Annotated in this window: 21 protein-coding genes and 2 pseudogenes; 9 read left to right on the top strand and 14 right to left on the bottom strand. The window is 66.6% G+C overall.

Annotated features, from left to right (window positions below; translation table 11 throughout):
- Positions 1-3: 3 nt before the first annotated feature.
- A complete protein-coding gene (locus tag LOY33_RS04150; RefSeq protein ID WP_058541380.1) occupies positions 4-1,506 on the top strand; it encodes a diguanylate cyclase in 1,503 nt (500 codons plus the stop codon).
- On the opposite strand, the gene LOY33_RS04145 is transcribed toward LOY33_RS04150, so the two are convergent.
- Positions 1,503-1,979, bottom strand: a complete 477-nt coding sequence (locus tag LOY33_RS04145) for a PA2169 family four-helix-bundle protein (RefSeq protein ID WP_043864389.1) — start codon at positions 1,977-1,979, stop codon at positions 1,503-1,505. The genes LOY33_RS04150 and LOY33_RS04145 overlap by 4 nt on opposite strands.
- 204 nt (positions 1,980-2,183) lie before the next feature.
- Here LOY33_RS04145 and LOY33_RS04140 point away from each other — a divergent pair, with 204 nt between their 5' ends.
- Positions 2,184-2,414, top strand: a complete 231-nt coding sequence (locus tag LOY33_RS04140) for a DUF3820 family protein (protein ID WP_043864478.1) — start codon at positions 2,184-2,186, stop codon at positions 2,412-2,414.
- On the opposite strand, the gene LOY33_RS04135 is transcribed toward LOY33_RS04140, so the two are convergent.
- Genes LOY33_RS04135 through ptsP form a run of 3 tightly spaced genes read right to left on the bottom strand, consistent with a single transcriptional unit; the run spans position 2,415 to position 7,965 of the window.
- Positions 2,415-4,154, bottom strand: coding sequence for a PTS fructose-like transporter subunit IIB (locus LOY33_RS04135; RefSeq protein WP_258661767.1), 1,740 nt, complete (start codon positions 4,152-4,154; stop codon positions 2,415-2,417). It abuts the gene before it with no gap.
- Positions 4,151-5,107, bottom strand: a complete 957-nt coding sequence (gene pfkB, locus LOY33_RS04130; RefSeq protein WP_258661765.1) for a 1-phosphofructokinase — start codon at positions 5,105-5,107, stop codon at positions 4,151-4,153. The genes LOY33_RS04135 and pfkB overlap by 4 nt, the downstream gene beginning before the upstream one ends.
- Positions 5,107-7,965: a phosphoenolpyruvate--protein phosphotransferase gene (gene ptsP / locus LOY33_RS04125; RefSeq protein ID WP_258661761.1), complete on the bottom strand. Its 2,859-nt coding sequence runs from the start codon at positions 7,963-7,965 to the stop codon at positions 5,107-5,109. Before ptsP ends, pfkB begins: the two co-directional genes overlap by 1 nt.
- A 284-nt stretch (positions 7,966-8,249) precedes the next feature.
- Between ptsP and cra the strand changes: the two genes are divergently transcribed.
- Positions 8,250-9,245, top strand: a complete 996-nt coding sequence (gene cra, locus LOY33_RS04120) for a catabolite repressor/activator (RefSeq protein ID WP_054916282.1) — start codon at positions 8,250-8,252, stop codon at positions 9,243-9,245.
- Positions 9,246-9,247: 2 nt separating this feature from the next.
- A complete protein-coding gene (locus tag LOY33_RS04115) occupies positions 9,248-10,024 on the top strand; it encodes a TatD family hydrolase (protein ID WP_054916281.1) in 777 nt (258 codons plus the stop codon).
- A gap of 41 nt (positions 10,025-10,065) precedes the next feature.
- Here LOY33_RS04115 and LOY33_RS04110 read toward each other — a convergent pair whose 3' ends face one another.
- From LOY33_RS04110 to LOY33_RS04095, 4 genes are all read right to left on the bottom strand, one after another.
- The gene (locus tag LOY33_RS04110; RefSeq protein ID WP_258661757.1) at positions 10,066-12,084 is read right to left on the bottom strand and encodes a methyl-accepting chemotaxis protein; all 2,019 of its coding nucleotides are present in this window, start codon (positions 12,082-12,084) and stop codon (positions 10,066-10,068) included.
- A gap of 180 nt (positions 12,085-12,264) precedes the next feature.
- Positions 12,265-13,098: a regulatory signaling modulator protein AmpE gene (ampE, locus tag LOY33_RS04105; RefSeq protein ID WP_043864382.1), complete on the bottom strand. Its 834-nt coding sequence runs from the start codon at positions 13,096-13,098 to the stop codon at positions 12,265-12,267.
- Positions 13,095-13,655, bottom strand: coding sequence for a 1,6-anhydro-N-acetylmuramyl-L-alanine amidase AmpD (gene ampD / locus LOY33_RS04100; protein WP_043864381.1), 561 nt, complete (start codon positions 13,653-13,655; stop codon positions 13,095-13,097). Before ampD ends, ampE begins: the two co-directional genes overlap by 4 nt.
- Positions 13,656-13,734: 79 nt before the next feature.
- Positions 13,735-15,909 carry a DUF1631 domain-containing protein gene (locus LOY33_RS04095; RefSeq protein ID WP_258661744.1) on the bottom strand — a complete coding sequence of 725 codons (2,175 nt, stop codon included), beginning with the start codon at positions 15,907-15,909 and terminating at the stop codon, positions 13,735-13,737.
- A gap of 249 nt (positions 15,910-16,158) precedes the next feature.
- Between LOY33_RS04095 and nadC the strand changes: the two genes are divergently transcribed.
- Entirely contained in the window at positions 16,159-17,007 is an 849-nt protein-coding gene (gene nadC, locus LOY33_RS04090) for a carboxylating nicotinate-nucleotide diphosphorylase (protein WP_054916277.1), read from the top strand.
- Positions 17,008-17,104: 97 nt separating this feature from the next.
- Here the strand turns inward: nadC and trxB are convergent, their stop codons facing one another.
- Positions 17,105-18,067, bottom strand: a complete 963-nt coding sequence (gene trxB / locus LOY33_RS04085) for a thioredoxin-disulfide reductase (protein ID WP_043864378.1) — start codon at positions 18,065-18,067, stop codon at positions 17,105-17,107.
- A 336-nt stretch (positions 18,068-18,403) separates the two neighbouring features.
- Between trxB and cysZ the strand changes: the two genes are divergently transcribed.
- On the top strand, positions 18,404-19,132 hold the full coding sequence (gene cysZ / locus LOY33_RS04080) for a sulfate transporter CysZ (RefSeq protein ID WP_054916276.1): 729 nt from the start codon (positions 18,404-18,406) through the stop codon (positions 19,130-19,132).
- Positions 19,133-19,183: 51 nt separating this feature from the next.
- Here the strand turns inward: cysZ and LOY33_RS25985 are convergent, their stop codons facing one another.
- Both LOY33_RS25985 and LOY33_RS25980 read right to left on the bottom strand, forming a co-directional pair.
- Positions 19,184-19,594, bottom strand: coding sequence for a methyl-accepting chemotaxis protein (locus LOY33_RS25985; RefSeq protein WP_371917309.1), 411 nt, complete (start codon positions 19,592-19,594; stop codon positions 19,184-19,186).
- Between the two features lie 132 nt (positions 19,595-19,726).
- Positions 19,727-20,410 (bottom strand): annotated as a pseudogene (locus tag LOY33_RS25980) (PAS domain-containing protein); the annotation flags it as partial.
- 265 nt (positions 20,411-20,675) lie between these two features.
- Here LOY33_RS25980 and LOY33_RS04070 point away from each other — a divergent pair.
- Positions 20,676-21,894 (top strand): annotated as a pseudogene (locus LOY33_RS04070) (glycosyltransferase family 4 protein).
- On the opposite strand, the gene LOY33_RS04065 reads toward LOY33_RS04070, so the two are convergent.
- From LOY33_RS04065 to LOY33_RS04055, 3 genes are all read right to left on the bottom strand, one after another.
- Positions 21,863-22,966 (bottom strand): NADH:flavin oxidoreductase, encoded by a 1,104-nt coding sequence (locus tag LOY33_RS04065; protein WP_088515278.1) that lies wholly within the window; start codon positions 22,964-22,966, stop codon positions 21,863-21,865. The pseudogene LOY33_RS04070 and the gene LOY33_RS04065 overlap by 32 nt on opposite strands.
- Positions 22,967-23,132: 166 nt before the next feature.
- Entirely contained in the window at positions 23,133-23,615 is a 483-nt protein-coding gene (locus LOY33_RS04060; RefSeq protein WP_254997853.1) for a glutathione peroxidase, read from the bottom strand.
- A gap of 164 nt (positions 23,616-23,779) precedes the next feature.
- Positions 23,780-24,265, bottom strand: coding sequence for a peptidylprolyl isomerase (locus tag LOY33_RS04055; RefSeq protein ID WP_043864372.1), 486 nt, complete (start codon positions 24,263-24,265; stop codon positions 23,780-23,782).
- Here LOY33_RS04055 and LOY33_RS04050 point away from each other — a divergent pair.
- Both LOY33_RS04050 and pta read left to right on the top strand, forming a co-directional pair.
- The gene (locus LOY33_RS04050; RefSeq protein WP_043864371.1) at positions 24,264-24,572 is read left to right on the top strand and encodes a DUF3565 domain-containing protein; all 309 of its coding nucleotides are present in this window, start codon (positions 24,264-24,266) and stop codon (positions 24,570-24,572) included. The two genes, LOY33_RS04055 and LOY33_RS04050, sit on opposite strands and share 2 nt — an antisense overlap.
- Positions 24,573-24,605: 33 nt before the next feature.
- Entirely contained in the window at positions 24,606-26,702 is a 2,097-nt protein-coding gene (pta, locus tag LOY33_RS04045; RefSeq protein ID WP_258661719.1) for a phosphate acetyltransferase, read from the top strand.

Here is a 26,702-nt window from a genome sequence, read left to right as displayed (position 1 = left end):
ATCATGCCTTCGCGCCTTCCGCCCCAGCGCCCGACCCTGTACAGGACTCATCCGGAGTTGATCCTTAACCTGGGCAGTTGCCTGGCGGTTCTGGCCATCATCACCATCGTGACCTTCCTGCTGGTACGCGAAAAAGCCAACGTGGGCCAGGCGGCCGCACGCTCGGCCAGCAATATCGTGCAGTTGATCGACACCGACATCGTGCGCAACGTCGAGCTCTACGACCTGTCGCTGCACGGACTGATCTGGGCCATCCAGCGCCCTGAGCTGGCCAGCGTGGCCGCGCCGCTGCGCCAGCAACTGCTGTTCAACCAGGCCTTCACCGTGCCGTTACGCGGCGACATCCTGTGGCTGGACCGCAACGGCAACGTGGCGGCCGACTCCACAAGCGTGGTGCCACGCAGCGCCAACTTTGCCGACAGCAAGGTGTTCCAGGCCCATCGCGACAACCCGGGCCTGGGCCTGGTCATCAGCCCGCCATTCAAGGCACGCCTGGGCGAGCTGGACTGGTGCATCAGTTTCAGCCGGCGCATCAACGATGCCGATGGGGCCTTCGCCGGTATCGCGTCAGGCGCCCTGCGCCTGGCCTACTTCAGCGAGCTGTTCCAGCGCCTGGACATCGGCCGCGACAGCAGCGTCAACCTGTTCAACAGCGACGGCGTGATGCTCGCCCGCCACCCTTCGCTGCCCAGCGACCCGCTGATCGGCGCCGACTTGTCCGAGCAGCCCAACTTCAAGCGCGCAATGGCCCAGGGCAACGGCAGCTTCACCGCGCGTTCGAGCCTGGACGGCAAGCATCGCCTGTACACCTTTTCACGGGTGGACGACCTGCCGCTGCTGGTGGTGGTGGCCTTGTCCACCGACGAGGTCTATGGCTCGTGGCGGCGTACCGCACTGGTGGTCAGTATCGCTACCGGCCTGTTGTGCATCGGCATCCTCTGGCTGTCGTTGCTGCTGGGGCGCGAATTGCGCAGGCGCCACAGCGCCGAGCAGGGCCTGGCCGAACTGGCAGCCACCGACAGCCTCACGGGGCTGGCCAACCGCCGTCAGCTCGACCAGGTACTGCGCCGCGAATGGGCACGTGCCCAGCGCAGCCAGCGCCCGCTGGCGGTACTGATGGTGGATGTGGACCACTTCAAGGCGTTCAATGAACGCCACGGTCACCAGGGCGGGGACGAAGCGCTACGCCAGGTGGCGACGACGATCGCGCACAGCATCCGCCGCCCGGCGGACCTGGCTGCGCGATATGGCGGGGAGGAGTTTCTGGTGATCGTGCCCGAGACCGACCTCAACGGCGTGCTGACCCTGGCCGAACGTATCCGCAGCAGCGTCGAGGCACTGCCGCCGTTCGGCGACGACCAGCACCCGGTAACCGTCAGCATTGGCGTGGGCCTGCAGACGCCAGAAGCCCAGCAGGATCTTTCGACCTTGCTGGGCTGTGCGGACGATGCGCTGTATTGCGCCAAGCGCAACGGGCGCAACCGGGTAGAGGTGTACGCCGGTTAGGAACGTGCGCGGGCCGCGTCGCGCAGCACCTTGACCTGGTCATGGTTGCGCTGCACGCCATGGTACTGGCGCTCGACCAGGGCATATGCCGGGTCACTTGCCGGTACATTCAGCTTGGCCAGTTTTTCCAGGGCATCCTTGTAGGCTTTGAGGGCGTGGTCTTCACCGCGCTCCACTTCTTCCAGCACCGCCTTGTCGTCGTTGCTGGTCAGCGAAGACTTGAGGTTGACCCAGGCGCGGTGCATGTCACCGCTGAGGCTGGTGGTGGTTTCCGGGTCGCCGCCCAGGGAACGCACGTGCTGCTGCAGATCTGCGGCGGCGCTACGGCATTCGCCTTCACGCTGCAGGAAGAACGCCTTCAGGTCCGGGTTCTTGGCATCCTCGGCAGAAGTCTTGAAGCCCTTCTCGCCATCCTTGCTGTACTCGATGAGGTTGTTCAGAACCGAAATAACGTCTTTGTTCACGTTGGTCATGACAGTGCTCCTTTGCATGAGGGTGGTTGCGTAGTACAGGAGCAGTGTTCATGCCAGCTTTTCTGTAAAAATTAAATCTTTTAAAATCAACAACTTATAAAAATTTTGAACCTTCCCCAAGCAGCGTTTTGCATGAACGGACCTTTGGTCTCGTGCAGATTGCATGTATTGTCGGGGCCTTTCCTGCACTGCTGCGCCGAGCCCATGACTCCCGAGACACTCGAACTGCTGGTCACCCGCGAAATGCCCTATGGCAAGTACCAGGGCCGGCTGATCGCCGACCTGCCCGGCCACTACCTCAACTGGTTCGCCCGCCAGGGCTTTCCCAAGGGCGAACTGGGCGGGCTGCTGGCGCTGATGCACGAGGTCGACCACAACGGCCTGGCCGACCTGCTCGAACCGCTGCGCAAGAAGCACCCGCGCCCACGCCCCTGATCAGGCCTTGGCCGGCTCCAGTGCCAGCTCGGCCACGTCCCTGCGCTTGAGCACCGCGTACACCACAGCGGTCAGCAGGCTGCCGGCGGCGATGGCCAGCAGGTACAGCAGGGCGTGGTTGATCGCGTTGGGAATCAGCATCACGAACAGCCCGCCGTGGGGCGACATCAGCTTGCAACCGAAGTACATCGACAGCGCGCCGGCCAGTGCGCCGCCGACCACGCTGGCGGGGATCACCCGCAGCGGGTCCTTGGCCGCGAACGGGATCGCCCCCTCCGAAATGAAGCACATGCCCAGCACCAGCGCCGCCTTGCCGGCCTCGCGCTCGCTCTGGGCGAACTTGCGTCGCGCCAGGAAGGTGGCGATGCCCAGGCCGATCGGCGGCACCATGCCGGCGGCCATGGTCGCGGCCATCGGCGCCATGCTCTGGTTGGCCAGCAGGCCCACCGAGAAGGCATAGGCGGCCTTGTTCACCGGCCCGCCCAGGTCCACGCACATCATGGCGCCGAGCAGTATGCCCAGCAGCACCGCGTTGGCAGTGCCCATGCTGTCGAGAAAATGCGTCAGGCCGTCGAGCATGCCGGCCACCGGCTTGCCCACCACGTAGATCATCACCAGGCCGGTGAACAGGCTGGCCAGCAGCGGGATGATCAGGATCGGCTTGAGACTCTCCAGGCTGCTGGGCAGGCGGACCCAGTGGCTGATCGCCTTGGCCGCGTAGCCGGCCACGAAGCCTGCGACGATGCCGCCGATGAAGCCGGCGCCCAGCGAACTGGCGAGCAGCCCGCCGATCATGCCCGGCGCCAGGCCCGGGCGGTCGGCAATCGAATAGGCGATGTAGCCGGCCAGCAGCGGCACCATCAGCTTGAATGCGGCGTCTTCGCCGATCTGGCGCAGGGCGGCGGCCAGGGTGCCCGGCTCCTTGTAGGCATCGAGCCCGAACATGTATGCCAGGGCGATCAGCAACCCGCCTGCCACCACCATCGGCAACATGAACGACACCCCGGTCAGCAGGTGCTTGTACACCCCAGCCCTTTCACTGCGTGCAGGTGCGGTGCCGGCGCTGCCGGCGGCACGCTCTTCGCGACCTTCGGCCAGCGCCTTGTTCAAGGTGGCCTGGGCCTGCTTGAGGGCCACGCCGGTGCCACAGCGGTAGATGCGCTTGCCGGCGAAGCGCTCGGTGGGCACTTCGATATCGGCGGCCAGCAGTACCACGTCGGCTTCGGCGATGGCCGCGGCGCTCAGCGGGGTGCGTGCCCCCACCGAGCCCTGGGTTTCGACGGCCAGTTGATAACCCAGTTGCCGCGCCGCCTGCTGCAAGGCTTCGGCGGCCATGAAGGTGTGCGCCACCCCGGTGGGGCAGGCAGTGACCGCAACGATCTTCTTCACCGCCCCCGCTGCGGCCGGCGCAGGCGCCATGGCTTCGGGCTGGTGCACCTGGGCCTGTTCGGCGGCCAGGCGCAGAAAGCTCTCCACATCCTGCAGGGCCTGGGCCGGGGTGCTCTGGAACAGGCGCTTGCCGGCAAAGCGCTGCAGGTCTAACGGGCCGGTGCTGATCACCAGCACCCAGTCGGCGGCGGCGATCACTGCCGGCGAAAGCTGGCGCTCGGGATGGTCGGGGTCGTGCACCTCGACACTGGTGCTCCAGCCCTGGCGCTGCGCGGCCGCATCCAGCAGGCGAGCGCTGAGCAGGCTGGACACCTGGCCGTTGGGGCAGGCGGTGACGATGGCGATCTTCATTGTTCACCCTCTTGTCGAGCGTGGGGAATCTTCACCCGGACGGCATCTTCGAGCTGCGCCAGTTGCACGCGGTCGCCGATGCCGAAGCCGATCTGGGTCACGGCCTGGGCGGCAATCGCGGTGGCGCGGCGCAAGGTCTGCGCGGCAGGCTCGGCATTGAGCAGGCCGTGCAGCATGCCGGCCAGCAACGAATCGCCCGCGCCCACCGTGCTGGCCACCATCACCTGGGGCGGCAGCGCCTGCAGGGCGCCGTCGCGCCGGAACCAGATCACCCCCTGCTCGCCCTGGGACACCACCACATGCTCGACGCCCTGGTCGATCAACTGGCGGGCAGCGGCCTGCTGCTCGGCAATGCTGTGCAGCGGGCGGCCCAGCGCCTCGGCCAGTTCGTCGGTATTGGGCTTGACCAGCCACGGCGCGCTCTTGAGACCGGCGATCAAGGCCGCACCACTGCTGTCCAGGATCACCTTCAGGCCCAGCGACTTGAACCACGCCAGCAGCATCTGCAGCCACTGCGGGCTCACACCCGGCGGCAGGCTGCCGGCCACCACCACCGCGTCATACCCGCTGGCCAGGTGCTGCAGGCGTGCCAGCAGCTCGCCCTGGGCGTTTTCGTCGACCTGCGGGCCCACGCCGTTGATATCGGTGACCCGGCCATCGCCCTCCACCAGCTTGAGGTTGCTGCGGGTTTCGCCGGGCACCCGCACGAAGCAATCGGCAAAGCCGCGACGGGCCATCAGGGCCTCGAAGGGCTGCAGGTTGTCCTGGCCCAGGAAGCCGCCCACCGTCACCGAATGCCCCAGGTCGGCCAGCACCTGCGCCACGTTCAGGCCCTTGCCCGCCGCGTGGCTGTGCTGCGCGTGGCTGCGGTTGACCGCGCCGGGCTGCAGGGTGGCGAGGCTGACGGTGAGGTCCAGCGCCGGGTTGAGGGTCAGTGTGAGTATCCGTGCCATCAATGCATCTCCACCCGTGCGCGCACATCGGCGGCACTGCCCTGCACCAGCGCATCACGCGCCAGTTGCCGGGCCTGTTCAAAATTCAGTTCGCGCACCACCGCCTTGACCTCGGCAATGCTGCGCGCCGCCACGCTCAGTTCATCCACGCCCAGCCCCACCAGCACCGCCACCGCCTGAGGGTCGGCGGCCAGTTCCCCGCAGATGCCCACCCACTTGCCGTGGGCATGCGCGGCGCGCACGGTGATGTCGATAAGCTGCAGCACCGCCGGGTGCAGGCCATCGGCCTGGGCCGACAGGCTCGGGTGGCCGCGGTCGATGGCCAGGGTGTACTGGGTCAGGTCGTTGGTGCCGACACTGAAGAAGTCCACCTCCGGCGCCAGCACCGGTGCCAGCAGCGCGGCCGAAGGCACCTCGATCATGATGCCCACCTGCAGGTCGCCGACCGGTATCTCCTGGCGCAGGCGCTCGACCATTGCTCGGGCCTGGCGCCACTCCTCCACCTGCCCGACCATCGGGAACATGATGCGCAGCGGTCGCTCGCCCGCCGCGCGCAACAGGGCGCGCAACTGGCTTTCCATGACCTGCGGCCGTTGCAGGGTCAGGCGAATGCCGCGTACCCCCAGAAACGGGTTTTCCTCCTTGGCGATGGGCCAGTAGGGCAACGGCTTGTCGCCGCCCACATCCAGGGTGCGCACCACCAGCGGCCGGCCCTGCAGGCCGTCGAGCACACGGCGGTACTCGGCTTCCTGGGTGGCCTCGTCGGGCACCTGTGGATGGGCCATGAAGATCAGCTCGGTGCGCAGCAGGCCGATGCCTTCCGCGCCCAGGTCGATCACCTGTTCGATACCCGCGCTTTCACCGATGTTGGCGAACACTTCCACGGCATGCCCGTCGCAAGTCACGGCAGGTTCCAGGCGACGCGCCCGGGCCGCCTGCAGGCGCTGTTCGCGCTGCTCGCGCTCGGCCAGGGCGCGCTGCAGCTCGTCCGCCGCCGGGGCCACGGTCAGGCGCCCACGCTGGCCGTCCAGCAACAGCTCGGTGCCGGCGGCGATCAGCAGCACCTCCGCGCCGGCCCCCACCACCGCCGGGATGCCCAATGCCCGCGCCACGATCGCGCTGTGCGCGGTGGCGCCACCCCGTGCGGTGAGAATCCCGGCCACCCGCGCCGGATCGAGGCGCGCCACATCGGACGGGCCGACTTCGTCCATCACCAGCACATAGGGCTGTTGCGGCTCCGCCACCTCGGCGGCCCCGCACAGGGTGGCCAGCACACGGCGGCCCACGTCGCGCAGGTCGGCGGCGCGTTCGGCCAGCAAGGCGTCGTGCAAGGCCTCCTGCTGCCGCGCTGCGGCCTCGATCACGGTCATCCAGGCCGCTGGGGCGCTTTCGCCCTGGAGCAGGCGCAGCTCGACTTCATCGCCCAGCCCCGGATCGCTGAGCATTTCCTGGTGAGTGACGAAGATCTCGCGGATGGCCTTGGCCGGGCTGCGCCGGATCAGCGCTTCGAGCTCACTGGCCACGGCGGCCAGGGCACGTTGCAGGCGGTCGCGCTCGATCACCGGCGACTCGCCCCGCAGCGGGTAGTCGAAATGGCGCAGCACCTGCACATGCGCCGGGCCGCAGGCGATGCCCGGCGATGCGGCCACGCCCTGGACCTGCGTGCCCGGCTGCGGCGCGCTCAGTACCGGCTCGAGCACCTGGGGCGCCGCTACCTCGCTCACCGGCGCCAGCGCCTCGACCGCTTCGCCCAGGCCGGCCTGCACCGCCGCCAGCAACGCCGGCAGCGCGCTGTCGGCCACGCTCGGCTCGGCAATGAACTCCAGTACCTGGCCACGGCGTGCGCCCAGGCTCAACAACTTGCTCAGGCTCTTGACCGACACGGCGGCCTCGCCGCTGTCGACCACGCGCACGCGCACCTCGCCCTCGAAGGCCTTGGCCAGTTGCGCCAGCTCCTTGGCCGGGCGCGCATGCAGGCCGTGGGCATTGGCCAGGCCGACGCGAACGCTGGGCCAGTCGGCCGGCAGCTCGCCGCCCAGCACCTCCAGCACCGCACGGCTGCTGGTAGCGCGAAACAGCTCCTGCGCCCGACCTTCGATCAGCAGGGTACACAGGCGTTCGAGCAGGGCCTGGTGCGCCGCGCCCAGGCTGGCCAGGCAGAACAGGCCGTTGAGCGGCTGGCCCAGGTAGCGCAGCGGCTGCTGCGGGGTGACGAACGCCAGGCCCGGCTTGCGCACGGTCTGCTCGCTGTGCAGCCACCACAGGCCATCGCCCAGGGGCAGCGCCTCGACCTGCTGCAGCACGGCGGCAAAGCCATTGCCGGCGCAATCGGCGCGGCGCAGCAGGCGGGCGCCACGCCATACCAGCTCTTCGAAATCCTCGGCGGGCACACCCAAGCCGATCATCTGTGCATCCAGTGCCAGCTCCTGCGGCGCCCCCTGCAGCAGTTTGAGCAACGCCTCGGCGCTGCCGGCCCGGCGCAGCGCCTGGGCCAGGTCGGTCTCGCCCAGCGCGCGGGTGAGCAATTGCAGCAGGCGCAGGTGCTCGTCGGAGCGCGCGGCGATGCCGATGGCCAGGTACACGATCTGCCCGTCGCCCCAGTCCACGCCCTCGGGGAACTGCAACAGGCGCACGCCGGTGGCATGCACCAGCTCGCGGGTCTGCGGGGTACCGTGGGGGATGGCGATGCCCTGGCCGAGAAAGGTCGAGCCCTGGGCTTCACGCGCCTGCAGCCCGGCCAGGTAGCCCTCGGCCACCAGCCCGTCGGCCACCAGGCGCTCGGCCAGCAGCTGCAGTGCGGCGGTCTTGTCCACGGCCGACTGGCCCATGGAAATCTGCTCTATGGTGAGCTCGAGCATGAACCTCTCCTTTGCAGCGCCGGGCCGGCGCCGAGGTATTGTTGTGAATTTAGCAGCACCCGACACTTCGCAGGGCCGGGCGCAGGCGAAGGCCACGGCAGAAAAATCGCCTGCTGAATCGTTTAACCTAGAATAGCGTGCACGTTACTCGATAACCTGCGAACAATGAAAGCCCCATTTTGTCGGACAATTGCGACAATGGTCGTCTGCGCCGATGCTTCGCAATCGGCGACAATACCCGGTCAGGCTCTGCAGCCAACCCCGGTAATAACAAGGAAAATTCGGTGAAACTCAGCGATATCGCCCGTCTGGCCGGTGTGTCCGTTACCACTGCCAGTTATGTCATCAATGGCAAGGCCGAACAGCAACGCATCAGCAGCAGCACGGTAGAGCGTGTGCGTGCGGTGGTCGAGGCCCATGGCTTCACGCCCAACCCGCAGGCGGCCGGGCTGCGCAGCCGTCACACGCGCACCCTTGGCTTCATCCTGCCAGACCTGGAAAACCCCAGCTATGCGCGCATCGCCAAGCAACTGGAGCAAGGCGCAAGGGCCCAGGGCTACCAGCTGCTGATCGCCAGCAGCGACGACCAGCCCGACAGCGAACGCCAGTTGCAGCAGCTGTTTCGCGCACGGCGCTGCGACGCCCTGTTCGTCGCCAGCTGCCTGCCCGAAGACGACGACAGCTACCGCACGCTGCAGGCCAACGGCCTGCCGATCATCGGCATCGACCGCAGCCTGGACCCGGCGCAGTTCTGCTCGGTGGTCAGCGACGACGAGCATGCCAGCCTGCACCTGACCCGCAGCCTGCTCGACAGCGCCCCGGCGCATATCGCACTGATTGGCGCACGCCCGGAGCTGAGCGTCAGCCGCGCTCGCGCACGTGGTTTCGACCAGGCCCTGCAAGGCTTCGACGGACGGGCCAGCCAGCACCAGGGCGAAGCCTTCAGCCGCGAGTGCGGGCGCCGCCTGATGAGCGAGCTGCTGGCCGACCTGGGGCGCCTGCCCGACGCACTGGTGACCACCTCCTATGTACTGCTGCAAGGCGTGTTCGATGTGCTGCAGACCCGCCCGCCAGCATCGCGCAGCCTGCACCTGGGCACCTTCGGTGACAACCAGTTGCTGGACTTCCTGCCCCTGCCGGTCAACGCCATGGCCCAGCAGCACGGCCTGATGGCCGAAACCGCCTTGCGCCTGGCGCTGGAGGCGGTGGAGAAGCAGCACTACACGCCGGGTGTGCACGCGGTGGCGCGCACCTTCAAGCAACGCCTCTTCAAGGCCTGACCATGCGCCTGGTAGACACCCACACCCACCTGGACTTTCCCGACTTCGATGCCGACCGCAGCGAAGTGCTGGGGCAGGCGCGCCGCGCCGGGGTCGAGCGCATGGTGGTGCTGGGGGTGTACCAGGACAACTGGCAGCGGGTATGGGAGCTGGTCAAGAGCGATCCGCAGCTGTATGCGGCGTTCGGCCTGCACCCGGTGTACCTGGAACAGCATCGCCCGGAACACCTGCTGGCGCTGGGCGACTGGCTGAGCCGCCTGCGTGGCGACCGGCAGCTGTGCGCGGTGGGCGAGTTCGGCCTGGACTACTACGTGGCCGAGCTGGACCGCGAGCGCCAGCAGGCGCTGTTCGAGGCCCAGTTGCAGCTGGCGGTGGACTTCGACCTGCCGGCGCTGCTGCATGTACGGCGCAGCCATGCCGACGTGATCGCCCGGCTCAAGCGCTTCAAGCTGGCGCGTGGCGGCATCGTGCATGCGTTTGCCGGCAGCTACGAGGAGGCCCGCGAGTACCGCCGCCTCGGGTTCAGGCTGGGGCTGGGCGGGGCGGCCACCTGGCCCCAGGCGCTGCGCCTGCGCAAGGTGCTGCCGCGCCTGGGGCTGGACGGCGTGGTGCTGGAGACCGACTCGCCGGACATGGCCCCGGCGATGTACGCCGGGGTGCGTAACAGCCCTGTGCACCTGCCGCAGATTGCCGTGGCACTGGCTGAGGTGATGGGGGTTGCGCCCCAGGTACTGGCCGAAGCCAGCACGCGCAATGCCTGCGAGCTGTTTGGCTGGTAATACCGGCCCTGCGCCTTGCCGGCGAAGGGCCCAGCCCTCGCTCAGACCCTGAACGCCCCGATCAACTGCTTCAACTCCATCACCTGCGCCGACAGTTGCCGGCTCGCATCTTCGGTCTGGTGCGCGCCCTCGGTGGTGTGCTCGGCCGCGCGGTTGATCTGCACGATGTTCAGGTCGATGTCATGCGCCACCGCCGTCTGCTGCTCCACCGCCGCCGCAATCTGCTGGTTCTGCTCCACGATGCTGCCCATCGCCCCCAGAATGTTGACCAGCGCCTGCTGCACCTGCTGTGACTGTCCCACGGTGCCCGCCGCCATCTGGTGACTGCTGTCCATCGCCCGCACCGCCGCCTCCACCCCACCCTGCAGGCGTGAAATCATCTGGTCGATTTCCTCGGTCGACTGCTGCGTGCGCTTGGCCAGCGTGCGTACCTCGTCGGCCACCACCGCGAAGCCACGCCCCTGCTCCCCGGCCCGCGCCGCCTCGATGGCGGCGTTGAGCGCCAGCAGGTTGGTCTGCCCGGCGATGCTCTTGATCACCTCCAGCACCTGGCTGATCTGCTGGCTGTCGCTGACCAGCTGGTTGATCACCCCCACCGACTGGTCGATTTCGGCCGCCAGCCCGGCAATGCTGCCCTGCTGCGACTCCACCAGCTCGCGCCCGCTGACCGTCTCGCGGTTGACCCCGTGGGCGCTGTTCACGGCTGCCGCAGCGCTGCGCGCCACTTCCTGGGCAGTGGCCGACATCTGGTTCATGGCCGTGGCCACCTGCTCGATCTGCCCGCGCTGGCCGCTCACCGCCTGGTTGCTGCGCGCCGATACCGCATGCACCTGCTCGGCCTGGTGTTCCACCTCGGCCACCGTCTGCCCGACCCGCTCGATCAGGTCATGGATGCGCCGCACCGTGGTGTTGAACACCTCGCCCAGCTCGCCCAGCTCGTCGCGACTGCGGGCCTGGAAGGTCACCGTCATGTCGCCACCGGCCACCTTGTCCATCACCTTGCCCAGGGTACGCAGGGTGCTGCGGGTGGAGGCGTAGAAGCCGCCATACAGGTAGCCGATCAGCATGAACACCGCCGCCAGGGCCAGCACCAGCAGCACCATGTGCTGGCGGTAGTCGCCCAGGCGCGCCTGCAACTGCTGTTCGAGTACCTGCAGGGTGGCGCCATTGAGCAGGTAGGTCTGCTCGATCAGGCCGCTGACCTGCTGGTAGAACGCCGGCCATGGCGCATCGAGGGTATCGGCCATCACCACCTGGTCTTCGAGCAGCTCGCTGGCCTGCTTGAGCGACGCCTGGCTGCTGGCGGCCTGGCTGGCCAGCCGCGGCTCGTCGCCCAGGGCGTCCTGCAGGCGAATGGCGTAGTCGGCCGACAGCTTGTCGAGGCTTTTGAGCAGTTCTTCGAAACGGGTACTGGCCGATGAGTTGAGAAACCCCTGGCCCAGCGAGTAAGCCCCGATTGCGCGGCCTTCACCCAGGGTCTGGGTGACCTGGGCGGTGACCGTGGTCAGCAGCTCGCCCATCTGGCGCACGCCGGCATCGCTGTCCTGGCCAAGGCCCGACTGGCTGACCACCAGCTTGCCAAGCAGCTGCGCCTGCGCCAGCAGGGCGTCGTACAGGGCTGCACGGGTCTGCAGCGAGGAGTCGGCTCGCGCCGCCTCGAGCCCTGCCAGCAACTCGTCGCGCCGGGCGGTGAAGGCCTGCACCTGGGCCGGGTCCTCGGTCATCGGGGCCAGCGCGGCCGCGCGCTTTGCCACCTGCTGTTCCAGCGCATCGATGCGCGCCTCCAGGTCGTCGGCCTTGCCGGACTGCCCCAGCACCGCGTTGATCTGCACCAGATTGCCCAGGCTCTCCAGATCACCGCGCACGGCCAGGCTCTCGCTCAGCAGGCCGAGGCTGTGCAGCTCCACACGGGTGGCGTGGAACTTGGCATAGGCGTCGCGCACCAGATAGAAATTGGTGACCAGCATGGGCAGAAAGAACAGCACGCTGATCAGGCTGAACTTCATGCCGAAGCTCAGCCGGTTCATCAATGCGATTGCCGGATACAAGAGGCGCTTCAAGGGTCGTCTCCTTTCGATTTCTTATTGTTTTCTGCGCAATAGCACTAGGCCACTGGCGATCGTCAGCAGCCTCTGTATAGCGCATATCGAAGGGAAGTTTTGTAACTTAAGGTTAACCACCAGCGGCGGCGCCCTGTAGGAACGAGCCGCCGTTGCGGCAGCCCGTTTACACGTTGTGAGTCAGCCGAGCACAGTCCACAGGGCAAAGCCCGCGTACCAGAGCACTGCGGCACGCAGCAGCAGTTCCCACAGGCTGTCGAGCCCGGTCAGGCCTTGCGGGCCGGCCTCGACGTCGGCGGGAATCTCCGCCGCTGCCGTGCCCGCCTGCTCCACCAGGCGCGGCGCACCGATGTGCCAGTTGAGCAGCTCGTGCAGCATCATGCGGCTGACCGCCACAAAGTTGCCCACCAGTGCAAAACTGGCGGCCAGTACCCGCACCGGCGCCCAGTCGAAGGCGTGGCGCAACTGCCGGGCGCGTTCCTGTACCGCCGGGTTGCCGGCCCGCTCGCCCGTCAGCGCCAGCAGCCGGTAAGCCAGCGCTGCAGCCGGGCCCAGCAGCACATACCAGAAGATCACCGCAAAGAAGCTCTGGTAGGCCTGCCACAGCAGGTGCCCCTGCACCTTCTGGATCAGGCCCTGGCTGTCGTCGGCCGTCACCCCCAGGTCGCGCTCGGCCACGTGCACGGCCGCCTGTTCATCGCCGCGTCGCCAGGCATCGCGAAACGGCCCCAGCGCCGCCTTCACATCGCCCCGGCCCAGGCTGTAGATCAGCACCAGCAGGTGCACCGGCAGGGCCAGCAGACCATAGGCGACCGGGTCGAGCACGTGCAGCAGAAGCGCCAGTACCACTACTGGCAACAGCACCAGAATGCCCAGCACCCACCAGGGGTCGGCCTTGGGCCTGCGCTCCAGGCGGGCCAGTTCGGTGAGAAAAAAGCCGTCGCGTTGCAGGCGCTGGCGCAGCGCCGAGAACTTCTCGACCCACAGCACCAGCAGTAACACCAGAAAACTCATGATCTGTCCTCGTTGACGTGCAGGCTGGCGCGATAGCGTTCCCAGTCGAACGCCGGCCCCGGGTCGGTCTTGCGCCCCGGCGCAATGTCGCTGTGGCCGCGGATTCGCCCCGCGATGGGCCAGGCAGCCTGCAGTTGCAGGGTCAAGTGTTGCAGGGCAGTGTACTGGGCGTCTGTGAACGGCGTCTGATCGGTGCCTTCGAGTTCGATGCCCACGGAAAAGTCGTTGCAGCCCTCGCGGCCCTCGAAGCGCGATACCCCGGCATGCCAGGCCCGGTCCAGGCACGAGACGAACTGGGTGACCCTGCCGTCACGCTCGATCAGAAAGTGCGCCGATACACGCAGGTCCTTGATCTGCTCGAAAAACGCATGCTCGGCGATGGGCAGGCGGTTCTGGAAGAACGCCTGCACCTTGCCGGTGCCGAACTGCCCGGGCGGCAGGCTGATGTTGTGGATCACCAGCAGGCTGATGGCTTCGCCCTCGGGGCGCGCGTTGAAGTTGGGGGAAGGGCAATGGGTGACGCCAGCGACCCAGCCAGTAGCGTGGTCAAGTTGCATAGAAGATCCTGAAGCATGAGGGCTCTGGCGCAGTATGCCCCGAGGAATCGAAGGTTGTATCGTTAAAAAGTGCGGGCGCTCAGGGTTGACGCTGGCGCAGTTGGCTGACCACCGAACCCAGTGCACGTTCGAACAGCTGGGTGGCATCGAGCAGGCGTACCTGGCCCTGGCTCAACGCCCCGGCAAGCCCCTGCTGCGACCATTCGCGCAGCTTGCGCCCGGTACGGTCGACGAACACATAGGTGTGGGTGCTGTCGATGATCGCGATCAGCTTGCCACGCACCGGCTCGTCATCCTCGTTGCGCAGCTCGATCCAGGCCCCCGGGCGAAGGTCGCGCACCTGGTGCAGCGCCGGGTCGTCGTCTGGCAGGCTGGAGCACAACCCGCCCGCTGCCACCGACTCCGGCCCCAGCAGCACGATGCGGTCACGCACCAGCACCCGCTCGATACGCGCCTGGCCGGGGTGCCCTGCCCCTTCCACAGCCTGCAGGTGCAGCGCTTCGAGCTGGGCGAAGAACTCGCTGGTGGCAAAGGGGTCGTAGGCAACCCGGGTCAACCCCTCGCGCAGGGCCTTGAGCAGGCCCGGCACCTGCTCCAGCAGCCGTGCACGGTCGTCGCCTGTGTGTGACTCGACGCTCCAGAGCAACAGGTCCATGTTGGCCAGCGCGTCCTGCCACTGGGTCGAACCCCGCCCATGCTTGAGGCAGGTCAGCAGCAGCACCTGGCTCCAGGCCTGCTCGATCACCCGTACCACGCCTTGCGGCAGGCACTTGCCGAGCAGGCGCAGGTTGAGTTCGCTTTCAACCTGCTGGCGCGCCAGCACGGTGCGTGCCCGGCCCTCTTCGGCATCGCGGGTGCGCTGTTCGAGCAACTCGGTACGGCGGCGTTCATCGGCACTGAAGGCAAGGAACTCGGCCAGCAGCTCGGCGAAGATCTGCGGGTCGTCGGCAAAATCGGTGAGCAGGCGCTGCACGATGGCCTCGACCCGCAGGTACAGCTCATCGCGCTGCACGTCATCACGCGCGCCCCAGCCCATCGCCACTGCGGCAATCTCGTCGAGCAGGCGGCGCGCCGGGTGGGTGGCGCGACTGAAGAAGCTCTTGTCGAGCAGCGCCACCTTGAGCATCGGGATCTGCAGGCGTGCGATCAGCTGGCGCAGCGAATGCGGCAGGTTGCGATCGCCGAGGATGAAGTCGAAGAGCATGGCGATCAGGTTGATCACATCCTCATCGATCACCTCGACCCTGCGGTACTTGCCGCTTTGCACGCTGGCCCGCGTCAGCAGCTGCTCCAGCTGGTGGCGCAGGTCGAAGTCCTGCACCTCCCCCGCTGCCGGCACGAACTGCTGCAGGTGCGAGAGCAGGCGCAGCAGGTCCTGCCTGCTGATCGGCTGCACCCGGTCATAGGGCTCCAGGCGCGGGGCCACCCGACCGCGCACCGGGGACAACAGCACCTGCAGCGAGGCGAAGGCGGCCTGCGCCCCAGCATCGGCCGTCAGCGGGGCTGGCTTGACCTCCGGATCGCCGGCCGGGTGCGCCGGTTCGGCCGCCGGGGTGCGCCAGCCCGGCGCGCTCTTGAGGTCGGGCAGGATCCCGGTGGCGCTCAACAGCTGGTTGGCTTCGCCGTACAACCGGCCGACGTCGCACAGCACGTAACGCTCGAACAGCTTGAGCAGTATCAGCTTGACCTTGATGCCCACGCCCAGGCTGCGCCCGGCCTGCAGAAAGTACTCGCACAGCAGCGCCGGCCCCAGCGGGTTGGCGCGATCGTCCAGGCGCTGGCTGATCAGGCTGTTCATGCGCAGGGTCAGTTGGCCGAGGGCGAAGCCGTCACGCGTGGCCACGCGGGCCACCATCGTCTCCACGGCCTGGGCCCGCTCACGCGCATCGTCGGCCATCAGCGCCTGCCTGTCGTAGCCACGGCGCGCCAACGGCGCGGTCGGGTCGTTGCCGGCAATATCGATGAAGGCGTCATAGAACAGGTCGAGGAAGGCACGCTCGATGCTCTTGCGCTTGAGGCGCAGGTCGCGCATCGCTTCGAAGAACAGGCTGCGGTCATGGTTGTCGGCGGCCGTGTCGGCCATTTCGAAGAGTGTGTCGTCGGCGTTGTCGAACAGCCCCTGCAGCGCCTGGCGCAGGTGCTGCGCTGCCTTGTCGCGCACTTGCAGCAGGATGACCGGCAGACGAGCGAACGGCGTGCGTGACGCCTGATCGGTGGCCGCCTTGAACGGCACCACCTTCCCGTCATTGGGCATCCCGGTCTCCTTGCTGGGTTGGCTACGAAGTGGATTGAATGGCTGTCAAAGTCATGACGCCAATTACAAGGCGCGCATTATCTGGCAAAAACGCGCGGCCTGCCAGCGAACTGTGCAGTACGTTTCGGCCAGCCTGTGGATAGACCGCCATGGGGCGCAAATGCTCATTTGCTGCGACCAAAGGCGGATTGCTGCACGCCCGCCCCGGGCTGCCCTATAATCGCGGCCACCTAGCTTGTGGAGCCCACCATGCCGAATCTACGCCTCGCCGACCTGACCGCCGAAATCGAAGCCAACGTGCGCCGTGCGTTGCTCGAAGATGTCGGCAGCGGCGACATCACTGCCCAGCTGATTCCTGCCGAGCGCCTGGCCAAGGCCACCATCATTACCCGCGACGACTGCGTGATCAGCGGCACGGCCTGGGTGGACGCGGTGTTTCGTCAGCTCGACCCGCGGGTGGCGGTGCACTGGCAGGTCAAGGACGGCGACCGGGCCACGGCCAATCAGGCACTGTTCCACCTGGAAGGGCCGGCCCGCTCGCTGCTGACCGGCGAGCGCAGCGCGCTGAACTTTTTGCAGCTGCTGTCGGGGGTGGCCACCCATGCGCGGCACCTGGCCGACCTGGTGACCGATACCCAGGTCAAGCTGCTGGATACGCGCAAGACCCTGCCGGGCCTGCGCCTGGCGCAGAAGTACGCAGTGACCTGCGGCGGCTGCCACAATCATCGCATCGGCCTGTACGACGCGTTTCTGATCAAGGAAAACCACATTGCCGCCAGCGGCGGGATTGCCGAAGCGATCGCTGCGGCGCGCCGCATTGCGCCGGGCAAGCCGGTGGAAATCGAGGTGGAGAGCCTGGATGAACTGCAGCAGGCGCTGGAGGCCGGGGCCGACATCGTCATGCTCGACGAGCTGAACCTGGACGAAATGCGCGAGGCGGTGCGCCTCAATGCCGGCAAGGCCAAGCTGGAAGCCAGCGGCGGGATCAGCGAAAGCACGTTGCGCGCAATTGCCGAGACGGGGGTGGACTACATCTCGATCGGGGCAATGACCAAGGATGTGAAGGCAGTGGACCTGTCGATGCGCCTGAGCCTTTGAAAGCATCGCGGGTCAAGCCCGCTCCCACAAGGACAGCAGTGATCCCTGTGGGAGCGGGCTTGACCCGCGAAGGGCTGCGAAGCAGCCCCAACAGTCCTCAGAACGAAGCGTTCTGCAGGCCGTCCAGGTAACGCTCGACATCCAGTGCCGCCATGCAGCCGGCACCGGCCGAGGTGATTGCCTGGCGATACACGTGGTCGGCCACGTCGCCGGCGGCGAATACGCCCTCGATGCTGGTGGCGGTGGCATTGCCGTCACGCCCGCCGTTGACCACCATGTAGCCATCCTTGAGCGCCAGCTGGCCTTCGAACAGCGAGGTGTTGGGGGTGTGACCGATGGCGATGAACACGCCGTCGACCTTCACTTCATCGAAGCTGCCGTCGTTGTTCTTCAGGCGCGCACCGGTCACACCCATGTTGTCGCCCAGCACTTCGTCCAGGGTGGCGTTGAGCTTGAGCTCGATCTTGCCTTCGGCCACGCGGGCGTGCAGCTTGTCGATCAGGATCTTCTCGGCGCGGAAGGTCTCGCGGCGGTGCACCAGGGTCACCTTGCTGGCGATGTTGGCCAGGTACAGGGCTTCCTCGACGGCAGTGTTGCCACCACCGACCACGGCCACCGGCTTGTTGCGGTAGAAGAACCCGTCACAGGTCGCGCAGGCCGAAACGCCCTTGCCCATGAACGCCTCTTCCGACGGCAGACCCAGGTAGCGCGCGCTGGCACCGGTGGCGATGATCAGTGCGTCGCAGGTGTAGGTGGCGCTGTCGCCCTTGAGGGTGAACGGCTTGTTGGCCAGGTCCACGGCGTTGATGTGGTCGAACACCACTTCGGTCTCGAAACGCTCGGCATGCTCCTGCATGCGCTGCATCAGCGCAGGGCCGGTCAGGCCATGTGCATCGCCCGGCCAGTTGTCGACTTCGGTGGTGGTGGTCAGCTGGCCGCCAGCCTGCATGCCGGTGATCAGCAGCGGCTTGAGGTTGGCACGGGCCGCGTACACGGCGGCGCTGTAACCGGCAGGGCCGGAACCGAGAATGATCACTCGCGAATGACGAACTTCAGACATGAAACGCTCCTGTCGAGCTGGCGAGCCAGCCACATGACGCCGGGGGCACCGGCTGGAATAAAAAAGAACCCGCGAAGCACTTGGGGAAGGCTATTGGCCGCAGGTTCTGGAAACCGTGAAATTGGTGCGACTGTAACGAGGAGGCAGAGATTAAGGAAATATCCTTAGACAATCCACCTTATAGACGACCTCTATTCACCTGCCGAGCACCGGCCGCTTTGCCTATTAAATGATCGACAGGGTTTTGTTACCGGGGGTTGCGCGCATTTCGCCGCGCTTTCGCCCAGGCGTCAAACTCGGTAAGGTCGGCGCGTTTACCACCGCTCGGAGCCTTTTATGCAAGCCCCTGTCCTGTCCGGCCCCCAATACCTGCGCGAGGGCCTGAAACTGGTCCTGAGCCCGGGCCTGCGCCTGTTCGTGCTGCTGCCGCTGGCGGTCAACCTGCTGCTGTTCGTGGGCCTGATCTATTTTGCCGGTCACCAGTTCAGCCTGTGGGTGGACTCGCTGATTCCGACCCTGCCGGGCTGGCTGAGCTTTCTCAACTATGTGCTGTGGCCGCTGTTCGTGGTGCTGGTGGTGCTGATGGTGTTCTTCACCTTCACCATGCTGGCCAACATCATCGCGGCACCGTTCAACGGTTTTCTGGCCGAAAAGGTCGAGGTGGTGGTACGTGGCACCGACCCGTTCCCGGCCTTCAGCTGGGGCGAACTGGCCGCCATGGTGCCGCGCACCCTGAGCCGCGAACTGCGCAAGCTGGGCTACTTCGTGCCGCGCGCCCTGGCGCTGTTCATCCTGTCGTGGATCCCGGTGGTCAACATCGTGGCCGCGCCGCTGTGGCTGCTGTTCGGTGTCTGGATGATGGCCATCCAGTACATCGACTACCCGGCGGACAACAACAAGATGAGCTGGCAGGACATGCTCGCCTGGCTGCGCGCCAAGCGCTGGCAGAGCCTGGGCTTTGGCGGCTCGGTGTACCTGGTGCTGCTGATCCCGTTCGTGAACATCGTGATGATGCCTGCCGCCATCGCCGGTGCCACGCTGTTCTGGGTGCGCGAACGCGGCTGACGGTTGCCGGGGCGACGGTGGCGACGGTGCAAGGCCGCCGCCACCGCGCCGTCAGGGCGCCAGCTGGTTGGAGAACTGGCCGACCGCGTCCACCACCTTCTGCGCCCCGTCCTGAATCTCGACGATCACCGTACCGGTCTGCCCGGCCAGCGACAGGCCCTCTTCGGCCTGGCGCTTGCTGTTGTCGATGATGTCGACCGCCGCCTTGGCCAACTGGGCGTTCTGCTGCACCACCCGGGCGATTTCCTCGGTGGCGCTGCTGGTGCGCGAGGCCAGTTGCCGCACCTCGTCGGCCACCACCGCAAAACCCCGGCCCTGCTCGCCGGCACGCGCGGCTTCGATGGCCGCATTGAGCGCCAGCAGGTTGGTCTGCCCGGCAATGTCGCTGATGGTCTTGATGATCGAACCGATCACCTGGGACTGCTTGTCCAGCGCCTCGATGCCGTCGGCGGCCTGCTGCATGTACGTCTCCAGGCCACGCATGACCTCGACCGTCTGAGTCACCACCTCGGTGGCGCGACGTGCACTGGAGTCGGTGTCCAGGGACGTGGTGTAGGCGATGTCGGCGGCGTGGGCCACCGCCGCTTCCTGGTTGACCTGGTCGGTGATCACGGTGGCGAACTTGACCACCTTGTACAGCACGTCATGGGCGTCGATGATCGGGTTGTACGACGCCTCCAGCCAGACCACGCGGCCATGGGCATCGATGCGCTTGAAGCGCTCGGCCACGAACTCGCCACGGCGCAGTTTTTCCCAGAACTGCTGGTAATGCGCCGAGTTGTACTCTTCCGGCTCGCAGAACATGCGGTGGTGCTTGCCGCGCACCTGCTCCAGGGAATAGCCCATGGTCTTGAGGAAGCGGTCGTTGGCAGCCAGCACCTCGCCGTTGAGGTTGAACTCGATCACTGCCGTGGAGCGCATCAAGGCCTTGATCAGGCTCTCGTGCTCGCGTGACGTCTCGATGGTGCGGGTCAGGTCGCTGGAGTGCAGGGTGAAGTAGCGCAGGCGCCCGTCACTGCCCTTGACCGGCTGCAGGATCGAGCGCAGCCAGGCTTCCTCGCCGTTGCCGCGCAGCAGGCGAAACGCGCCGTTGAGGTGCTCGCCGCGGTTGATCGCCTGTTTCATGCGCTGGTAGAAATCCAGCGGCTTTACATGCGCCGGCACAATCTCTTCGATGTTGCGGCCCAGCAGCTGCTGGCTGCTGTAGCGCATCTCTTTCTCGAAGTTGCCGTTGACCGCTTCGATACGGCCCTGGGGGTCCAGTTGCAGCACCAGCATCTCGCTGTCCAGGCTGCACTTGACCTGCTCCATGGTCATCAGCTCTTCGCGCAGCCTGGCATTTTCTTGTTTCAGTTTGCTGTTGAACATCACCGCTCCTGGAGCGAAAGCCTCATTCGAATGCAACTTCATCGGCTGGCGATGCGGCATTCTTGAGGCGCTGGCCAAGCTTATTTTCACAGCGCAAAAGCGCCAATGATCGGGCGTCATGTATCCGTCATTTTGCTGTCATCCGGGCGCAATCGGCACCTCGGAAAATCCCCCCATGACCAGTCCCGCCGCCCTGCACATCACCCTTGTCAGCGAAACCTTCCCACCCGAAATCAATGGGCGTGGCCAACACCCTTGGCCGCCTGCACGAAGGCCTGCGCCTGCGCGGCCACCGGGTGGAGCTGGTGCGCCCGCGCCAGGCCGGCGATGCCGCCGGCCCTGCGCAGGCCGACCTGCTGTGCCGTGGCTGGCCCCTGCCCGGCTACCCCGGCCTGCAATGGGGGCAAGTGTCGATGCACAAGCTGCTGCGCCGCTGGCGCCGCGACCGCCCGGACGTGCTGTACATCGCCACCGAGGGGCCACTGGGCCTGAGTGCACTGCGGGCGGCGCGGCGCCTGGGCATCGCGGTGGTCAGCGGCTTTCACACCAACTTCCAGCAGTACTCCGGCCAGTACGGCTTCGGCCTGCTCACGCGGCTGGTCACCCGTTACCTGCGCGGCTTCCACCATCGCTGCCACAGCACCCTGGTGCCCAGCGTCAGCCAGCGCCTGGAGCTGCAGCGGCGCGGCTTCGAACGCCTGACCCTGCTGTCGCGCGGGGTCGACAGCAGCCTGTTCAACCCGGCCCGGCGCCGCCAGAGCTTGCGCGACCAATGGGGCCTTGGGCCCGATGACATCGCCCTGCTGCATGTGGGGCGGCTGGCCACCGAGAAGAACCTGGGCCTGCTCGGCCAGTGCCTGGACGCCCTGCGCAAGGCCTACCCCCTGCGCAACCTGCGCCTGATCGTGGTGGGGGACGGCCCGCAGCGCGGCGCACTCGAGCAGCAGTTGCCAGGTGCAGTGTTCTGCGGGGTACAGCGCGGCGAATGCCTGGCCGAACACTACGCCTCGGGGGATATCTTCCTGTTCCCGAGCCTGACCGAAACCTTCGGCAACGTGGTGCTGGAGGCGCTGGCCTCCGGCCTTGGGGTGGTGGCCTACGACGAGGCCGCAGCAGCCCAGCACATTCGTCATGGGCACAGTGGCGCACTGGCCATGCCGGGGGATGCAGAGGCCTTCATCGATGCCGCCAGTTGGCTGCTGGAAGACAGCGAGACCTTGCGCCGGGTGCGCCTCAATGCCCGCCAGCATGCCAGCCGCCAGGGCTGGCCGGCCATCGTCGAACAGTTCGAGGCGCACCTGCGCGGCGCCTGCGAACAGGCACCGGCACCGTCTCAGCGCCGCGTCGATGCGGCGCTGCTGGTCAAGCCAGGCTCGTCAGCGCCTCGCGGCTGAACGGCAGGATGTCCTGCTCGCGCCCCTCACGCACCTTGGCCGCCCACTGGGCATCCACCAGCAAGGCACGCCCTACGGCCACCAGGTCGAACTCCTGGTCGCCCAGGCGCTGCAGCAGTTTCTCCAGGCTGGCCGGTTGCGCCACCTTGTCGGTGTCGACCATGAACTGCAGAAACTCCCCATCCAGGCCCACGCTGCCCACGGTGATGGTGGGCTTGCCGGTGAGCAGGCGGGTCCAGCCAGCCAGGTTCAGGTCCGAGCCTTCGAACTCAGGCTCCCAGAAGCGACGCGTGGAGCAGTGGAAGATATCCACGCCGGCGTCGGCCAGCGGGCGCAGGAACTCGCCCAGCGCCTCGGCGTTGTCGACCAGGCGGGCGCTGTAGTCCTGCTGCTTCCATTGCGAGAAGCGCAGGATGATCGGAAAGTCCGGGCCTACGGCGGCGCGTACCGCCTGCACCAGCTCGATGGCAAAGCGCGAGCGGCCGGCCAGGTCGCCGCCGTACTCATCGCTGCGCTGGTTGCTCGCAGCCCAGAAGAACTGGTCGATCAGGTAGCCGTGTGCGCCGTGGATCTCGACGCCATCCATGCCGATGGCCTTGGCATCGCGGGCAGCCTGGGCGAACGCCTCGATCACGTCGCGGATGTCGGCATGACTCATGCCGTGCACCACCACCTGGCCATCCTTGAGTTTTTCGCTGGGGCCGTAACCCGGCACGCTGGCGTCCGGCTCGGTACCCAGGCGGCGCACGCTGCCCACGTGCCACAGTTGCGGCACGATCCTGCCGCCTTCGGCGTGTACGGCATCGACGACCTTCTTCCAGCCCGCCAGGGCATCTTCACCATGAAAGCGCGGCACGTTGGGGTAACCGTTGGCGGCCGGGTGGTCGACGGTAGTGCCTTCGGTGATGATCAGGCCGACATCGGCAGCGGCGCGGCGGCGGTAATACTCGACCACCTGCGCATGAGGCACACCGCCGGGGCAGAAGGTTCGGGTCATCGGTGCCATGACCACACGGGTCGGCAGCTCGAGGGCGCCCAGCTTGAAGGGGGTGAACAGGGCTTGAGCAGGCATTCGGCGCTCCTGGGAAAGGGATGGCGCCTGAGCATAGGGCGGGATTGTCGCTGACCCCAGTACTATTGATAGCGGTGATCGGGGTGGATTTTTCGCCGGCAAGGCCGGCTCCTGCATACGACGGTGCATCCATTGCAGGAGCCGGCCTTGCCGGCGAAGGGGCACCTCAGGCCAAGGCTTTCTCGATAGCCTGCACCACCGTGGCATCATCCGGCGCAGTACGCGGCGCAAAGCGCGCCAGCACGCGGCCGTCCTTGCCTACCAGAAACTTCTCGAAGTTCCAGGTGATATCCCCCGGGAACTCGGCGCCTTCACCGGCCAGCAGGCGGTACAGCTGATGCCGCTCCGGGCCGTTGACCTCCAGCTTGCTGCCCAGCGGGAAACTCACCCCGTAGTTCAGGCTGCAGAACTGGGCGATCTCCTGCTCGCTGCCCGGCTCCTGCCCGGCAAACTGGTTGCACGGCAGGCCCAGCACGCTGAAGCCCTTGTCCTTGTACTGCTGGTAGAGATTCTCCAGCGCCGCATATTGCGGGGTCAGGCCACATTTGGAGGCGACATTGACCACCAGCACCACCTGCCCCTTGAACGGCGCCAATGGCAACTCCTGGCCATCCAGCGCCTGCAATTTCAGGTCGTGAAATGCACTCATGACGTACTCCCCTTTCCAGTTCCCGGCCAGTTACCGGCATCGGTCCCGGCTGGCGCAACAAATGCTGCCCACTAAAAAAGCGCCCGGCCAAGCCGTCTGCCTCCTGGGAGAACACGACAGACTTGCCCGGGCGCCTTAGCGACCTTCTGAGCTTAGCGCAGAAATCAGTGCTGATGGCCACCTTCGCCATGCACGTGACCATGGGCGATTTCTTCTTCGCTGGCATCACGCACGGCAACGACCTTGACCTTGAAGTTCAGGCGCTGGCCAGCCAGTGGGTGGTTGCCGTCGACGGTCACGTCGTCGCCGTCCAGGTCACGGATGGTCACGATCTGCATCTGGCCATCAGGCGCGGACGCGTGGAACTGCATGCCCACTTCCAGCTCGTCGACACCTTCGAACATGCTGCGGTTCAGGGTGCTGACCAGTTCGGCCAGGTATTCGCCGTAGGCGTCTTCCGGCTCGATGGCAACGTCCAGCTCGGCGCCGGTATCCTTGCCTTCCAGGGCTTTTTCCAGGCCCGGAATGATGTTGCCTGCACCGTGCAGGTAAACCAGCGGCGCGCCGCCGTTGGAGCTATCGATGACCTCACCAGCGTCGTTGGTCAGGGTATAGTCGATGGAGACAGCCTTGTTGGCGGCGATCGGCATGGGGCGAGACCTTTTGCATAAGAATGTAGAACGAACAAGTGTAACCAACGCATCGCCTGAAAGCGAACGCAACCCGGACAAACGGGAAGCCGCTTTTCCCAGCCGGGTGCTGGGTTTTCATCAGGACGAGCATGGCCACTGGGTGGTCGAACTGTCGTGCGGGCATACTCAGCACCTGCGCCACGAACCGCCGTGGCAGTCGCGTGGCTGGGTGCTGGACGCAGACCTGCGCCAGCAACGAATCGGCCAGCCATTTGCCTGCGGCTGGTGCGCTCAGGGGGTCGATAGCGCTACCCTTGGCAATTGATTCTTTTGCAACAGCTCACTTCGAGAAGCTCGCATGCAGACATTTTTCATCGCGCCGACCGACTTTGGTGTCGGCCTGACCTCCATCAGCCTGGGCCTGGTGCGCACACTGGAACGCGCCGGACTCAAGGTCGGCTTCTTCAAGCCGATCGCCCAGCCCCACCCCGGCGACACCGGCCCGGAACGCTCCACCGAACTGGTCGCCCGCACCCACGGCCTCAAGCCGCCGCAACCGCTGAGCCTGGCGCATGTGGAACGCATGCTCGGCGATGGCCAGCTGGACGAACTGCTCGAAGAGATCATCACCCTGTACCAGCAGGCCTGCATCGGCAAGGACGTGCTGGTGGTCGAGGGCATGGTGCCGACCCGCCATGCCAGCTACGCCGCACGGGTCAACCTGCACCTGGCCAAGAGCCTGGACGCCGAGGTGATCCTGGTGTCGGCGCCGGAAAACGACGTGCTGGCCGAGCTGTCGGGCCGTGTCGAGCTGCAGGCCCAGCTGTTCGGCGGCCCGCGCGACCCCAAGGTGCTGGGCGTGATCCTCAACAAGGTGCGCAGCGACGAACCGATGGACACCTTCGCCAGCCGCCTGCAGGAGCATTCGCCCCTGCTGCGCAGCGGCGAGTTCCGCCTGCTGGGCTGCATCCCGTTCCAGGCCGGGCTCAACGACCCGCGCACCCGCGACGTGGCCGAGCTGCTCGGTGCCCAGGTACTCAACGCCGGCGACTACGAAACCCGGCGCATGAACAAGATCATCATCTGCGCCCGCACCGTGGCCAACACCGTGCCGCTGCTCAAGTCCGGCACGCTGGTGGTGACCCCGGGTGATCGCGACGACATCATCCTGGCCGTCAGCCTGGCGGCGATCAACGGTGTGCCACTGGCCGGCCTGCTGCTGACCAGCGACAGCAAGCCCGACCCGCGCATCCTCGAACTGTGCCAGGGCGCCCTGCTGGCCGGCCTGCCGGTGCTGTCGGTGAGTACCGGCTCCTACGACACCGCCAACCAGCTGAACCAGTTGAACAAGGAAATCCCGGTGGACGACCGCGAGCGTGCGGAGATCATCACCGACTTCGTGGCCAGCCACCTGGACGCCGACTGGCTCAACCAGCGCTGCGGCACCCCGCGCGAGATGCGCCTGTCGCCTGCGGTGTTCCGCTACCAGCTGATCCAGCGTGCCCAGCAGGCCAACAAGCGCATCGTGCTGCCCGAAGGCGCCGAGCCGATGACCGTGCAGGCCGCCGCCATCTGCCAGGCCCGTGGCATCGCCCGCTGCGTGCTGCTGGCCAGGCCCGAGGACGTACAGGCAGTGGCCCGCGCCCAGGGCATCAGCCTGCCCGAGGGGCTGGAGATTCTGGACCCGGACCTGATCCGCGAGCGCTACGTCGAGCCTATGGTCAGCCTGCGCAAGAGCAAGAGCCTGAACGCGCCGATGGCCGAGCAGCAGCTAGAAGACCCGGTGGTGATCGGCACCATGATGCTGGCCCTGGACGAGGTCGACGGCCTGGTCTCGGGCCTGGTGCACTCCACCGCCAACACCATCCGCCCGGCCCTGCAACTGATCAAGACCGCCCCCGGCTGCAGCCTGGTGTCGTCGGTGTTCTTCATGCTGTTCCCCGAGCAGGTGCTGGTGTATGGCGACTGCGTGATGAACCCGCACCCCACTGCCGGCGAGCTGGCCGAAATTGCCCTGCAAAGCGCCGATTCGGCCGAAGCCTTCGGCATTACCCCGCGGGTGGCGATGATCAGCTATTCCAGTGGCGATTCGGCCAGCGGCGAAGAGGTCGAGAAGGTGCGCGAGGCCACCCTGCTGGCCCAGGAAACCCAGCGTGGCCTGCAGATCGATGGGCCGTTGCAGTACGACGCCGCCGCCAACCAGGACATCGCCCGCCAGCTGGCGCCCAACAGCAAGGTGGCCGGACGCGCAACGGTGTTCGTGTTCCCCGACCTGAACACCGGCAACACCACCCACAAGGCCGTGCAGCGCAGCGCCGATTGCGTGAGCCTAGGGCCGATGCTGCAGGGCCTGCGCAAGCCGGTCAACGACCTGCCGCGTGGCGCCCAGGTCGACGACATCGTCTACACCATTGCCCTGACCGCGATTCAGGCCAACCGCTCGCTGGATAACTGA

Origin of the sequence: Pseudomonas sp. B21-036, from assembly GCF_024748925.1 — a bacterium.
Taxonomy (GTDB): domain Bacteria; phylum Pseudomonadota; class Gammaproteobacteria; order Pseudomonadales; family Pseudomonadaceae; genus Aquipseudomonas; species Aquipseudomonas palmensis.
The sequence above is the reverse complement of the archived record's forward strand: the minus strand, read 5'-3'. Positions and strand labels throughout refer to the sequence as shown.